The 14,183-nt window shown below is 64.0% G+C and carries 12 protein-coding genes; 4 read left to right on the top strand and 8 right to left on the bottom strand.

From position 1 onward, the window contains the following. The first annotated feature begins 3 nt into the window (after positions 1-3). On the top strand, positions 4-624 hold the full coding sequence (locus P5W99_RS26770; protein ID WP_421027808.1) for a glycine zipper 2TM domain-containing protein: 621 nt from the start codon (positions 4-6) through the stop codon (positions 622-624). Positions 625-715: 91 nt separating this feature from the next. Here P5W99_RS26770 and P5W99_RS26775 read toward each other — a convergent pair whose 3' ends face one another. From P5W99_RS26775 to P5W99_RS26790, 4 genes are all read right to left on the bottom strand, one after another. Continuing rightward, entirely contained in the window at positions 716-2,236 is a 1,521-nt protein-coding gene (locus P5W99_RS26775) for a purine-cytosine permease family protein (RefSeq protein WP_421027809.1), read from the bottom strand. A gap of 160 nt (positions 2,237-2,396) precedes the next feature. Beyond that, positions 2,397-3,326 (bottom strand): LysR family transcriptional regulator, encoded by a 930-nt coding sequence (locus P5W99_RS26780; protein ID WP_421027810.1) that lies wholly within the window; start codon positions 3,324-3,326, stop codon positions 2,397-2,399. Between the two features lie 24 nt (positions 3,327-3,350). After that, positions 3,351-4,784 (bottom strand): NAD(P)/FAD-dependent oxidoreductase, encoded by a 1,434-nt coding sequence (locus P5W99_RS26785; protein WP_421028042.1) that lies wholly within the window; start codon positions 4,782-4,784, stop codon positions 3,351-3,353. Positions 4,785-4,955: 171 nt separating this feature from the next. Continuing rightward, positions 4,956-5,300: a cupin domain-containing protein gene (locus tag P5W99_RS26790; protein WP_421027811.1), complete on the bottom strand. Its 345-nt coding sequence runs from the start codon at positions 5,298-5,300 to the stop codon at positions 4,956-4,958. Between the two features lie 161 nt (positions 5,301-5,461). Here P5W99_RS26790 and P5W99_RS26795 point away from each other — a divergent pair, with 161 nt between their 5' ends. The 3 genes from P5W99_RS26795 to P5W99_RS26805 all read left to right on the top strand — a co-directional run bounded on the left by P5W99_RS26795 (position 5,462) and on the right by P5W99_RS26805 (position 9,023). After that, positions 5,462-6,307 carry a helix-turn-helix transcriptional regulator gene (locus P5W99_RS26795; RefSeq protein WP_421027812.1) on the top strand — a complete coding sequence of 282 codons (846 nt, stop codon included), beginning with the start codon at positions 5,462-5,464 and terminating at the stop codon, positions 6,305-6,307. 228 nt (positions 6,308-6,535) lie between these two features. Beyond that, the gene (speB, locus tag P5W99_RS26800; protein WP_421027813.1) at positions 6,536-7,486 is read left to right on the top strand and encodes an agmatinase; all 951 of its coding nucleotides are present in this window, start codon (positions 6,536-6,538) and stop codon (positions 7,484-7,486) included. Between the two features lie 16 nt (positions 7,487-7,502). Continuing rightward, on the top strand, positions 7,503-9,023 hold the full coding sequence (locus P5W99_RS26805; RefSeq protein ID WP_434665180.1) for an aldehyde dehydrogenase family protein: 1,521 nt from the start codon (positions 7,503-7,505) through the stop codon (positions 9,021-9,023). Positions 9,024-9,056: 33 nt separating this feature from the next. Here P5W99_RS26805 and P5W99_RS26810 read toward each other — a convergent pair whose 3' ends face one another. From P5W99_RS26810 to P5W99_RS26825, 4 genes are all read right to left on the bottom strand, one after another. Then, positions 9,057-9,908: a 3-hydroxybutyryl-CoA dehydrogenase gene (locus tag P5W99_RS26810; protein WP_434665183.1), complete on the bottom strand. Its 852-nt coding sequence runs from the start codon at positions 9,906-9,908 to the stop codon at positions 9,057-9,059. A 348-nt stretch (positions 9,909-10,256) separates the two neighbouring features. Beyond that, positions 10,257-11,465, bottom strand: coding sequence for a CaiB/BaiF CoA transferase family protein (locus tag P5W99_RS26815; RefSeq protein WP_421027816.1), 1,209 nt, complete (start codon positions 11,463-11,465; stop codon positions 10,257-10,259). A 4-nt stretch (positions 11,466-11,469) separates the two neighbouring features. Then, positions 11,470-12,624, bottom strand: coding sequence for an acyl-CoA dehydrogenase family protein (locus P5W99_RS26820; RefSeq protein WP_421028043.1), 1,155 nt, complete (start codon positions 12,622-12,624; stop codon positions 11,470-11,472). A gap of 49 nt (positions 12,625-12,673) precedes the next feature. Continuing rightward, positions 12,674-14,020 (bottom strand): MFS transporter, encoded by a 1,347-nt coding sequence (locus P5W99_RS26825; protein ID WP_434665186.1) that lies wholly within the window; start codon positions 14,018-14,020, stop codon positions 12,674-12,676. Positions 14,021-14,183 lie beyond the last annotated feature (163 nt).

A 14,183-nucleotide genomic window follows, 5' to 3' on the forward strand; every position in this document is an offset into this window, starting at 1 on the left:
CCGATGCACACCAGACCCATGACCATGTTCTCTACCCAGTCCACCCTGATCGTCGCCCTTGCCACCGCCGCCAGCCTTTCGCTTTCGGCGTGCGTCGCGCCGGGCTATCCGCAAGGCTATACGCCGTACGGTGCACAGCAACAAGGCTACCAGGGCCAGCCGGTCTACGCGCAACCGGGCACCGTGCAGCAGCCGTATCAGCAGCAACCCTATCAACAGCCGCAATATCAGCAACCGTACGACTCGCAGTACGGCAATCAGAGCAGCAGCCAGTACGGGAATCAATACGGCACGCAGTATGGCACCATCGCGAACATTCGCGCTATCAGCAACGCCACGGGTGCTTCAGGCATCGCAGGCACCGTAGTGGGCGCGCTGGTGGGCGGCGTGGTGGGCAATCAGTTCGGCGGCGGCCATGGCCGCGACGTGGCGACGGTTATCGGCGCGCTTGGCGGCGCCTACGCGGGCAACCAGGTCGGCCAGAGCATGGGCCAGCCCGCGGGCTATCGCATCGACGTCCAACTGAGCGACGGTTCGATGCGCTCGTTCGACGTGCCGACGCCGGGCGACCTGCGCCCCGGCGAGCGCGTCCAGGTGAACGGCAGCCAGCTTTCGCGCTATTGATGTAAAAACGCGTTCGATTCGTCATCCTGAAGAATCGAACGCGTCAACGCTGGATTGCTCACTGCGCAGTGCTGCCATGCACTGCCGTCGATTACTCGGCAAACTCCTCCACATGCTCGCGATTGGCCGCATACGCCTGGCTCCGCATGCCGCGCACGAAGCGGCGCCCGTTGGGCCCGTACACCGCATCGGGTTCCGGGAACATCCCCAGCAGCGCCAGATACAGCGCGCCACCCGCGATCAGCGAAGCCGGCACGCTCAGGTCGCAGCCGCCCGCGAGATTGCCCAGCGGCCCGACGAACTGCCCCGGCAGATTCACGAACGCCAGCCCGATAAACGCGGCCGGCAGCCACGCGCCCATCGCACGCAGATTCCAGCCGCGCGTGAACCAGTAATGGCCGCCGCGTCCGCCACGATTGAAGATCTGCAGGTCGTCGGCGAGATAGAAGCCGCGGCGCTGCAAGAAGCCAATCACCATGATCGCCATCCACGGGCAGCTGAAGGTGTCGATGAGCGTCGAGAACGTCGAGACGCTCTCCACCAGATTGAACGCGAAGCGGCCCGCGAAGATGAAGCCGATGGCGAACGTGCCGATCAGCAGCGTCGCACGCACGCGGTCGAGCAGCCTGGGGAACATGCTCGACATGTCGAGGCCCGTGCCGTATAGCGCAGTGGTGCCCGTCGACATCCCGCCGATGATCGCGATCAGGCACATCGGCAGCAGGAACCAGCGCGGCGAGACCGCGAGCAACCCGCCCACGTAATCGTTCGAAGCGATATAGCTGGGCGCATGCGTGGCGATGATGGTGGCCGTGGCAAGACCGAAGAAGAACGGCACGAAGGTGGCGATCTGCGCGGCAAACACGGCGCCCATGATGCGATGGCGCGGCGTGGTTTCGGGAATGTAGCGCGCCCAGTCGCCGAGCGTCGAGGCGAACGACACCGGGTTGCTCAGCGCGACGAGCACGGAGCCCACGAACGCGGCCCAGAAGCCCGCGCCGCCCGCTTGCAGCGTGCCGGCATAGTTGATATCGAACGTGCCCGCGAACGCAAATGCACCGACGATGAACATGAGGCTGGCGGCCCACACCGCAATCTTGTTCACCCACAGCATGAAGCGAAACCCGTAGATGCAAACGATCAGCACGAGCACCGCGAAGATCATGTACGCAGTGCCGAGCGTCCAGTGATTGACCGGCACGTCCGCGAGGTTGTGCGCACCGCCCACGAGCGCATCGCCCGAGCTCCACACCGCCAGCGAGAAGAACGCAATCGAAGTCAGCAGCGCAAGAAACGAGCCGACGATCCGCCCATGAATGCCGAAGTGCGCGCCCGAGGAAACCGGATCGCTGGTGCCGTTGCGCGGACCGAACAGGCTCATCGGCGCGAGAATGCAGGTGCCCACGAGCACGCCCAGCACAATCGCGTAGACGCTCGCCCTGAACGAAAGGCCGACCAGAACGGGAAAACTGCCGAGCACCGAAGTGGAGAAGGTATTGCAGCCGCCGAACAGCAGCCGGAAGAGATCGATGGGACGCGCATAGCGCGAAGCGTCGGGAATGCGCTCGAAGCCGAATGCTTCGATCTGCGTAATACTGGTATTTTCAGCCATGATGTCTCACTCCTTGGCGCACCGGCACGGCGCCGCCCCGAGGATCGCTCGAGGCCGGCCGGTACAAGTCTCAGGCGGTCACTCTAAATTAGTCGAGTGCGCGCCATATTGCGTATTTAAAACGTTCACTTCGAGCCCGCGCGATGTATGCGCACACGCATCACGCGCACGCCGGCTCCTCCACCAGGACACGCGCACCGTACACATTGAGCAAGTCGTCGCAGAAAGCGCGCACGATCGGCTTGTCCGCTGCGCCACGTTTGATCGCAAGGTGTAGCGGCACGTCGAAGCCGAACGCCGAACGCCCGAGCACGCGAATCAGGCCACGCTGCTCGAAAGTCTGCGCGTGATGCTCCGGCAGGTAGCCGATATGGCTGCCCGAGAGAATCAGCACGGTGGCGGCGTCGATGCTGTCCGCGATGGCGGTCACCTGACGCTCGCCGATGCTCGCAAGCTCTTCGGGCACCGGGTAGCTGCGCCAGATCCAGTCGTGCGCGCGCAGGTCGTCGAGCGTGACGTGCGGCTCCGCGTGAAAAAGCGGATGCCCGCGCCCGCAGCAGATCACCTGGCGCTCGCTGAATAGCTCGGTATAGGTGAGCCCGGCCACGCGGTGCCAGAAGTAGCCGATCGCGAGATCGAGCTGCTGATTCACGAGGCCTTCTTCGAGCTCCTGCGGCGGCGCGACGCGCATCGCGAAGCGCACGGCCTGGTCACGCTTGCGAAATGCGCCGATGGCTTCGGCAAGACGGGCGTTCTCCACCTGCGAGGCCTGCCCGATCAAGCCGATCGACAGCGTGCCCACGAGCTTGCGGTCGATGTCGCGCACCTGCGCGACGAACTGCGAAGTCGCCGCCAGCAGCGCGCGCGCCGACGCCACGAAGCGCTCGCCCTTCGACGTCAGGCGAAAGCCGCCGCGCCCGCGCTCGCACAGCGTGAAGCCCACGCGCGCCTCAAGCGCGGAAAGCTGCGAGCTGATGGTCGACTGGCGCACACCGAGCGTGGCTTCGGCGGCGGTGATGCCGCGCGCGTCCACCACCGCGAGAAAGACCCGCACGAGGCGCAGGTCGAGGTCAGAGGTATTGGAAAACATGCCGACTCACACTCACACCGCAACTCACATCGGAAAGCCCATGGCCTTGATGCCCTTGATCCACGCGCGCTTCCAGCCGCCTTCGGCGTCGGCGCCATCGAAGGCATGGAAGGTGACCTTGGCCGCCAGCCAGCGCACCGGCTCGGGCGGAATCCAGCTCGGTCCCAGCCTGGCGATATCGAGTTCCTGCTCCGGGCTGTTGCGGCCGAACAGGATATTGAGGCCCATGAATGCGCCGAAGCGGCTCGCGGCCACGCCAAAACCCGTGTAGCCCGCAACGAACACGCCCTTGCCGCCGAGGTAGCGCTTGGCGAACACCGAGCCGCGCGAGCAATAGTCGATCGGGCCACCCCATGCATGCGAGAAGCGCACGTCGGAGAGTTGCGGGAAGGTCTTGTAGAACGCTTCCGCGAGCCGATAGTAGGTTTCGCGCTGCCCGTCCTGCGGCGGATGCGGATCGCCGTCGAAGTGATAGCTCACGAGGCCGCCGAAAATAATGTTGTTGTCTTTGGTGAGGCGGAAATAATTGAGTTGCGTGCGCGTGTCGTAAATGCCCTGGCGGTTCTTCCAGCCAATGCGCGCAAGCTGTTCTTCGGTGAGCGGCTCGGTGGCGAGCACGTGATCGCGCACTTGCAGCACGCGCCGGTTGATATCGGGAATGCCGACCTTGGCCGTGCCGCTGCCGAACAGCACGCGCGGCGCGCGCACGCTGCCGCCGAGCGTCTTGACGAACACGGTCTCACCCTCATCCTTCACGCTCGTGAGCGGCGAGTGCTCGTATAGCCGCACGCCGAGCGCGAGCGCCGCTCGCTTGAGGCCCCATGCCAGCTTGGCCGGGTGCACGATGCCACTACGATTGCGCGACCACAGCGCGCCCGCGAACAACGGCGAATCCAGCTGCTCGCGCGTGGCCTGCTCGCCCAATAGCACAACGTCGTGGCCGTGCTGCTTGTGCAGTACGTAGTCGGCGCGCAGATGCTCGACGTGGTCGGGGTCCACCGCCACCGTCATTTCGCCGTTCCATTCGATGTCGGCGTCAATGCCGTAACGCTTGAGCGTTTCTTCGAAGCCATCCAGATTGCGATGGCCGAATTCCTCGAGCTGCGCGATATCGTTCGGAAACACCCGCACCGCATTGGGCAGGCCGTGCATCACCGAAGTCGAGATGATGCCGCCCGCACGGCCCGATGCGCCATGCGCGACGCGGCCCGCTTCGATCACCACCACGTCGAGCTCGGGCATCTGCTCCTTGGCCTGCACGGCCGCCCACAGCCCCGTGAAGCCGCCGCCCACGATCAGCAGATCCGCCTGGGTGTCGCACGTGAGCTTGGGCTCGGCCGGCGGCTGGTCAGGGTTATCAAGCCAGTACGGCGAGAGCCTGGTGCGCGAGAGCGCATCTTCGACGCTCAGCGCGTTGGGCTTGCGGCCCGCCTGGCGCGCGGCGGCGGGCGCCGGCATGCCGGCTTCGTAGAGTTGCGCACTTTTACTCATGATGGCGTTCACTGCTTGAGGCGTGAGGGGAGCATGCCGCCCTCAAGAGGACGGCACGGCTTGACGCGGTTCCGGATTTAATGCCTGGTTTAATTACACGCTATTCCAGGTTATTCCTGGTTATTCCGGGTTTAAGGCTTATTGCTTTTCGAGCAGGACGTAGAACTTCCTGGCGTCTTCGATGGTTTCCCAGCGGCCTGCAAAGCCCGCCGGCAGCAGATAGCCCTCGCCTGCCTTGAATTCCTTGCGGCCGCCGTTCGCATCGGTGAGCGCGATCTTGCCTTCGACGAGCCACACGGCTTCGTCAGCGGTCGTCTCGGGGAAGTCCACCGCGCCCACCTTGCCTTCCCACCAGCCGATCACGTATTTGCCGCTCTGCCCCTCGGCCGCACGCCAGTCGCTTTCGTCCATGCCGAAATCGAGTTTGGTGAATTCGCCCAGGTCTGCGCCCAGTTGCACGATGTCCTGAATCAGCTTGCTCATGTGTGTCCTGTTTTATTCAATGAAATCAGTGACGCCAAAGTTACCGATTCGCGACGTCCCGGTATGCCCTCCCTCAGGGGGGACAACGTGCGTTTTGACGGCTTCCGGGGGGCGCTCGAGGCTTCGGCTATAATGAGTTCGCCTTTCAATCGGGGCACGCCATGCAGATTTCCGTCCCCTCCCCAGCCAGCGATCCGTCGAATTTTCCGCTCTCGTTCAAGACCCTCGGCAACGTTATCGAGGCCGTCGGCACGCCCGATTTCGTGCGGCGCCTCACGTTGCTGCTCAACGAGATCATTCCGCTGAACGTCGTGCATCTCGAGCGCTCACGCGCGGACAGCACGATGCCCAACGGCTTTCTGTGCGAATGGATCGGCAGCAGCGGCGTGGGCATGGACACCGGCGCGATCTCCGAGGTCATGACGCTCTACTACGACCGGTTCCATGAAGTCGATCCGCTGTTCGCGGGTATTCGCGGCAAGATCGGCACCCTGCTCGTGGTGCGCGACATCGGCGCGATTCCGCCCGGCGAGTTCCGCCAACGGCTTTTCGATGAAGCCTTCATCGCTCATGAATGCGTGCTCGCGCGAGGCACGCGCCACGCCCAGCACTCCATCGCTATCGAGCGCGCGCTCCATGAACCGCCGTTTTCGCTCGCGGAAATGAGCCTGTTTCGCAACGTGAGCGATTTCCTGTTTCCGCTGCTGGAACTACATGCCTCGACCAGCGCGGCCAGGCGCGTGGCCCATCCCACCTCGTATCTGCACCCGCTCGCGCAATTCGACGCGCGCATCGCGGCCGATAGCGTGCGGCTTTCGAAACGCGAATACGAAATCTGCGCGCATCTCATCGAGGGCAAAACGGTGCCCGAGGCGGCGGAAATCGTCGGCGTGCGGGCGGCCACGGCCGAAACTTATGTGAAGCGCGCATTCGCGAAGCTGGGAGTGCGCACCAAGCGCGAGCTGGTTGCGTGGGGGCATGCGCCGACTCGTCTGCAAGCGCCATAACATCCGCTGCCTCTCTGCTGCACCTCCGCCGCCGTTGCGCAGCCGGGTTATTTCCTCCGGTTAATCCCTGATACCCTTCCTCATCGCCGGCGTAACACCCCGCCAACATCGATCGGCATCGATGTAAACATCTCAACTTCGTGATTTGCATGGGCGGCGTGTCGCCTACCATCGGCGCACTCGCATCAACCCGCATCAACCTGCATCAATCAGACGGAGACACGGTCCATGCAAAGCGAATTCAACCAGCCGCTCGGCGGCAACGAGATGCCGCGCTTCGGCGGCATCGCCACCATGATGCGCCTGCCGCAAGCCGCCACCACCGAAGGCCTCGACGCCTGCTTCGTGGGCGTCCCGCTCGACATCGGCACCTCGAACCGTTCGGGCGCGCGCTTCGGCCCGCGCCAGATCCGCTCGGAATCGGTGCTGCTGCGCCCGTACAACATGGCCACGCGCGCGGCGCCGTTCGATTCGCTGCAAGTGGCCGACATCGGCGACGTCGCGACCAATCCGTATGACCTCAAGGACTCGATCCACCTGATCGAAGCAGCCTACGACGAGATCGTCGCCAACGGCTGCCGGCCGATCACGCTAGGCGGCGACCACACGATCGCGTGGCCGATCCTGCGCTCGCTGCACAAGAAGTACGGCAAGGTGGCCGTGGTTCACGTGGACGCGCACGCGGACGTGAATGACACCATGTTCGGCGAGAAAATCGCGCATGGCACGCCATTCCGCCGCGCGGTGGAAGATGGCTTGCTGCAGTGCGATAAGGTCACGCAGATCGGTCTGCGTGGCACGGGCTATCACGCCGACGATTTCGACTGGTGCCGCAAGCAGGGCTTCACGGTGGTGCAGGCCGAAGCCTGCTGGAACAAGTCGCTCGCACCGCTCATGGAAGAAGTACGCGCGCGCGTGGGCGACACGCCCGTGTACCTGAGCTTCGACATCGACGGTCTCGATCCCTCGTTCGCGCCCGGCACGGGCACGCCCGAAATCGGCGGCCTCACGGTGCAGCAGGGCCTCGAAATCATTCGCGGCATGAAAGGCCTCAATGTCGTGGGCGCCGACCTCGTCGAGGTCTCGCCGCCGTACGACCAGGCCGGCACGACCGCACTGGTCGGCGCCAACCTCGCGTTCGAAATGCTCTGCATCATGCCGGGCGTGGCGTACCGGTGATCCACGAGACCTTACGATGGCCACGATACCTTCGATTACGACGCCCGCAGAACAGCAACGCGAATTCGTCTTGCCGGCCGCAACGATTGCCGGCGCGCCTGTGAGCAACGGCGCGCAAAACGGTATGCATCACGCGACGCCCATCGTCAACGCCTCGACGGGCGCGACCATCGGCTGGCAGGAGCACGCCGATGCAGCGCTCGTCGACAAGGCGGTGCGTATGGCCCACGCCGCGCTTGGCTCATGGCGTGCCACCACGCCCATCGCGCGCGGCAAGTTGCTGAAAAAGATCGCAGAGCTGATCGAATCGGACCGCGCGCGCCTGAGCGCGATGCAGATGCAAGTGAGCGGCAAGCCGCCCGCGGAAGCCGACATCGACGTGAGCGACGCTGCGGCCACGTTCAACTATTACGCCGACCTGTGCTTCGACGACAAGACCTTCGCGCCCGAATCGCTCGCATTGCCCGACGACAGCGTGTCGGGCGAGCGTTTCTATGAAGCCGTTGGTGTGGCGGCGCTGATCGTGCCGTGGAATTTCCCGATGGTCACCACCGCATGGAAGATCGCGCCCGCGCTGGCCGCCGGCTGCACGGTGGTGCTCAAGCCATCCGAGATCACGTCACCGGTCGAGCACATGATCGCCGCCATCATCGACGAGGCGGGCGTGCCAGACGGCGTCGTCAACCTCGTGAACGGCGGCGGCGAAGTGGGCGCGCTGCTCACCGCGCATCCGCTCGTCGACAAGATCTCGTTCACGGGCAGCACGGCATCGGGCAAGAAAGTGATGCAGACAGCCGCGCAGGACATGAAGCGCGTCACGCTGGAGCTCGGCGGCAAGTCCGCGCTCATCGTGCGCGCCGATGCCGACGTGGAGCACGCCGTCACGCTCGCCGTGGGCGGCGCGCTCACGAACGCGGGCCAGATGTGCTCGGCCACCGCGCGCATCCTCGTGCACGACGACGTGTACCGCAAGTTCATGGCCGCGTTCGAAACTGCGGTGCGCGCCATCGTGGTCGGACCGCCGCAAGCGGCGAACATCACGATGGGACCGCTCGTGTGCGCAGCGCAGCGCGCGCGCGTGCAGTCTCTCGTGGAGCAAGGCCTGGCAGCCGGTGCGTCCATCGCGTTCTCGGGCCGCCTCGATCAAGCCTGCGCGGAGGGCTTCTTCATGGCCCCGGTGGTGATTGCCGAGCCGCCAGCCGACAACCTGCTATGGACCGACGAGGTATTCGGCCCGGTGGCGTGCGTCAAGTCGTTCCGCAGCGACGAGGAAGCCATCGCGCTCGCCAACGACACGCGCTATGGACTTGTCGCGACCGTCGTAACCGCCGACCGCGACGCCGCGCGCCGCTACCAAATGCAGTTGCGTGCGGGGCTGGTGTGGATCAACACGCCGCAACTGATCTTTCCGCAAATCTGCTGGGGCGGGCTCGGGCTCAGCGGTATCGGGCGCGAGCTCGGTCTGGCCGGGCTGCGCAGCTATCAGGAACTGCGGCATGCGCTGGCAGACGCTGGCTATCAAACCGCGCCCGTTTGAATCGCCTCGGGTGGGCGTGCCCGGGCCAAGCAATCAAGCGTAGCTATAAACACCTTGGCCGGTCTTGCGCCCCAGCCGGCCCGCGGACACCAGCTCGCGAAGGAGCGGGCACGCCCGATACTTAGGATCGCCAAAATCCTTGAGATAAACATCCATCACGGAAAGGCAAACATCGAGACCCACGAGATCCGCCAGCGCGAGCGGCCCAATAGGATGATTCGCGCCCAGGCACATGCCGGCGTCGATTTCCTCTGCGGTCGCAGCCCCTTCGGCCAGCAAGAAAAAGGCTTCGTTGATCATCGGCACGAGAATGCGGTTGACGACGAAGCCCGGCGAATTCTTGACGCTGATAGGCGACTTGCCGAGCCGCGTGGTCAGTTCGCGAATCGCCTCCGCCGTGGCGGCGCTGGTCTGCAGGCCGCGAATGATTTCGACCAGCGGCATGAGCGGGACCGGATTGAAAAAGTGCATTCCGACGAAGCGCGCCGGATCGCCGAGTGCCGCGCCCAATGTCGTGATCGAAATGGACGAGGTGTTGGACGCAATAATGGCGGTGGGCGCCACTACCGATTCGATCTGCTTCAGAATGCGAATCTTCAGATCGAGGTTTTCCGTGGCCGCTTCGATCACGAGGTCCGCGCCCGCGAGACGCTGGTAGTCGGTGGACGTTTCGATGCGGCCGAGCGCGGCGTCCTGCGCAGCCGCCTCCAGTTTGCCCTTCGCCACGAGACGGCCGAGGCTGTTGCTGAGCGCGGCGATGCCTTTGGTCAGTGCGGCGTCGGCCACGTCGATCATGATGACCTTGAGGCCCGCGACAGCGGCGACCTGGGCAATGCCGGCGCCCATCGTTCCAGCGCCGATGACGCCCAATGTTTCGATTTTCATCGCAAGTTTCTCCTGCGCGCACGGTCACGCGTTGCTATTACGTACTATTACGTATCGTCATGCGGCGATCCTAGCATCGCGGGGAAAGGGGCAGCCTGGCCAAACCTGCCGCTCTAGTGACAAATTTGGCCACGGCATGCAGCGCCGCCGGTTGCCTCGTCTCAGGGGTTTGGGGTCGGACAGCAATCGGTCTGCGCGACTTACGATATTCGTGCGGGACAACCGGCACGCTCCGGTATCCCTGAGTGGCGAATTTTCCCGCTTGCCCGGGCTTTTCCAAATCGAACTCGAGTATGTAGAAGGCCTTGTTTTAAATGGCCTTTCAGCGCACCATACCCGTCACACGGCCTAAATAATTCCTGCCGCGCGCAACGCTTCCAGTTGCGCCTCATCCATGCCGAGGCGTGCATAGATTTCCCGATTGTGCTGTCCCGTTTGCGGTCCCGTCGTCATCTCGGCCGGGGTTCTTCCCACGTAACGCGGCACGGGCGCTGGCGCGGGAACCGTGCCCAATTCCGGGTCCTGCAATTCGACGAGTACGCCACGCGCCTGAAAATGCGGGTCCGCCTCCACATCGGCAATCGTATAGATCTTGCTGAACGGCACCTCGCAATCTTCGAGCCGCTTCGCGATCTCCGGATACGGCAAGGATCTGAACCACGTTTGCACGCAGCGATCCAGTTCAGCCAGGTTCGCAACCCGGTCCGTATTGGTCAGAAAGCGTGGATCCTGTGTCAATTCGGGCTTGTCCATCGCCCGGCACACGCGCGCGAAAATGGCGTCGCCGGTGCCGACCAGCGTGACCCATTGGCCATCCTCCGTCTTATAGACGTTCGACGGCGCGGTATAGGTCGCGCGCGATCCGGTGCGCATCCGCGCCTCTCCGGTGTAACGGTATTCGGCCGCCAGAGGGTCGAGCAGACGCAGCATTGCCTCGGTGGCGGACAGGTCGATCTCCACGCCCTTTTGCTGGCCGGCCGGCAACGCGTTACGCTCGGCCAGCGCGGCAGAAATGGCGAACGCGCCGAACAGGCCTGCAACCGCATCGCCCAGCGGATAGTTCATATGCTGCGGGGGACCATCCGGTTCTCCCGTCAGGTTCGCAAAGCCGCTCATCGATTCGAAAATACGTGCGAAGCCAGGGCGGCGCGCATACGGTCCGGTTTGCCCGAAACCCGTAATGCGCAGCACGATCAATCGCGGGTTGTGCTCATGCAAAGTCGCCAGATCGAGCCCCCACTTGTCCATCGTGCCGGTGCGAAAATTTTCCACCAGCACGTCGAAATCGCGAATCAGGCGCAAAAAGAGCGCGCGCCCCCCGGGCTTGCGAACGTCGAGCGAAATGCCTTTCTTGCCACGATTGGCGGTCTTCCAGAAAAGCGGAATGCCGTCGTGCACCGGCGCCAGCGTGCGCAGGGAATCGCCTCCTCCCGGCAATTCCAGCTTGACGACTTCCGCGCCCAGGTCGCCGCAAAGCGTCGCCGAAAATGGACCGGCAAATACCGTGGCCATGTCCAGGATGCGCACGCCGTGCAGCGGGTAATGTGCGGTCTCCATCTGCCTACTTCCCCTCGCCGCGCAACACGAGCCTGGCAATATTCAACTGATGAATCTGGCTGGTGCCTTCGTAGAGGCGGAACAGGCGCACGTCGCGGTAGTAGCGCTCGATCGGGCTGAAGTCCGCCACGTAGCCGGAGCCGCCGAACATCTGGACCGCGCGGTCGGCCACCCGCCCGCACATTTCCGACGCGAAGTATTTGCACATCGATGCCGGGAGCGCGACGTCCTCGCCCCGGTCACGGGCGCGCGCGGCTTCGACGATCATCGAGCGCGCGGCGAAGATTTCGGTGCGGCAATCCGCGATCATCGCCTGAACCAGCTGGAAGTTCGCCACGGGCTGGCCGAATTGCGTGCGATGCGTGACATAGTCGATGGCGAGGTCGAGCATGCGGATCGCGGGGCCCGTGCACAATGCCGCGAGGTGCAGGCGCTGCTTGTTCAGCACCTTCATCACGGTCTGGAAGCCAACGCCTTCGCGCCCGCCGATCAGTTGGCTCGCATGCACACGGCAATCCTTGAAATATACATCGGACACCGGCGATCCGGCCTGGCCCATCTTGCGATACGGCTCGCCAGTGGTGAGTCCGTCGCTGCGTTCGACCAGAAACGCCGAGAGACCCGTGCTGCCGCGCGTGCCTTCTTCGGTGCGGGCGATTACCGTGAATACGTCCGCCACGGGAGCGTTCGTGATGAAACACTTGGTGCCGTTCAGCACGTAATGATCGCCGTCCTTGCGCGCCGTGGTCTGCACGTTGCTCGCTTCGGAGCCGGCCTCCGGTTCGGTCAAGGCAAGGCAGCCCGTGAGTTCGCCCGTCGCCATGCGCGGCAGCCAGCGACGCTTCTGTTCTTCGGTTCCATCGGCCACCAGCGCCTCGGAGCCTATTCCGGTATTGGTGCCCACGCGGGCGCGCAGGGCCACGGACGCTTGCGACAACTCCATCGCGCACAGCACCAGTTCTTCCGTGGTCAAGCCCAGGCCGCCGTAGGCTTCCGGGATGCTCCAGCCGAAATAGCCCTTGCGCCGCAGCGCTTCGACCATGTCCGGCGGCACGAGATCGTCGCGGGCGACCTGTTCTTCGATGGGGAGCCACTGATCGCGCACAAAAGCGCGAACATCGGCAATCAGGGCTTCAAGGTTTGCATTATTTCGGATCACGAATCTAACTCCGGGCAAGCGTGAATAGGGATGAGACGCCAAAGCGAATTCAGGTTCGCACGTCCGGCGATGCGCGACGGGTCGCCAACATCATGAGCACGGCGCCGCCGACTGCGATCACTCCCAGCGCGGTCAGCGCCGGATAGAGACTGCCGGTGCTGGTTTTGATCCAGCCCACCAGGGTCGGACTGGCGAAGGCGCCCGTGCCGCCGATGCTGGTGATCAGGGCAATCCCGGCGGCCTTGGCGTCGCCGTCGAGGAACGAAGGCGGGATCGTCCAGAACACCACGAACGCGCCGTACGACGCCGCGGCGGCGACACCGAGCATGGCGACGGCGAAGCCCTGGCTATGCAGCGCCAGCGGCAGCATGCCAAAGCAGATCGCCATGACGGCGCTGCTGATCAGCAGGTGCCAGCGCCGCTCCTTGAGACGGTCAGAACTCGCGCCCAGGATCCAGGTCCCCATTGCAGCGGCAACGAACACGAGGCTCGACAGCCAGCCCACGTGAATCAGGTCCTTGATGCCCATGTCCTTGAGGATGGTCGGCGTCCAGAAACCGATCGCATTGAACGGCATGATCACGCAGAAATAGGCGACCATCGCAACATAGATCCGCGGTTGTCCAAGCACCTTGAGGATCCCATGTCCCGCTGCGTGCCCCCGTGAGCCGCCGCCCTCGTCGGCGCGCAATTGCTCGATGACGATGGCCTTTTCCTTGTCGCTGAGCCAGCGTGCGTCGGCCGGGCGATCGCTAAGGATCAGGAAGGCCAGCGCCCCCAGCAGCAGCGACGGCAGCCCCTCGGCCAGCAGCAGCCATTGCCATCCCTTCAAGCCGAGCAGGCCCGCCATGTGCACCATGATCCACGCGGATACCGGGCCGCCGATAATGCCGGCAAGCGCCGTGGAGGCCATCAGATAGCCCGTTACGCGTCCGCGCCGTGCGGAAGGGAACCAGATCGTCAGATAGAACAGCACGCCGGGGAAAAAGCCCGCTTCGGCCACGCCGAGCAGCACCCGCAAGACATAGAACTGCATGGGCGTCTTCACGAACATCGTCGCGCTGGAGATCACGCCCCAGGTCACCATGATGCGCAGCAACGTGCGGCGCGCGCCGATACGCTGCATCAGCATATTGCTCGGGACTTCGAACAATACGTAACCGAGGAAAAACAATCCGGCGCCCAGTCCGTATGCCGCCTCGCTGAAGCCCAGATCGCTCATGAACTGCAGTTTCGCGAAGCTGATGTTCACGCGGTCGAGGTACGCGCAGACGTAGCAGACAATCAGGAGCGGCAAGAGCCGGAACAGAATCTTTCGATAGGTGGCGTCGACGTCGGCGGGCGCGGCGGGCGTATGGGCATCGTCCGTTGCGGTGACGAATTTGGCGGTGTTCAACGATGTCTCCTTCATGGGGGCGGGCTTCACCGGTCTTGGCTGGTGATAAGGGATGCGTCAGTGGCGACGCGCCCGACCAATGCGGCGACTCTACGCGCAAGCATCACAGGGAATGAACTAGAATTTCAAATATTGAAATCCGGTTGCAGCAAGGCCATTGGCG

Origin of the sequence: Paraburkholderia sp. A3BS-1L, assembly GCF_051125215.1 — a bacterium.
In the GTDB taxonomy this organism is placed as follows: Bacteria; Pseudomonadota; Gammaproteobacteria; order Burkholderiales; family Burkholderiaceae; genus Paraburkholderia.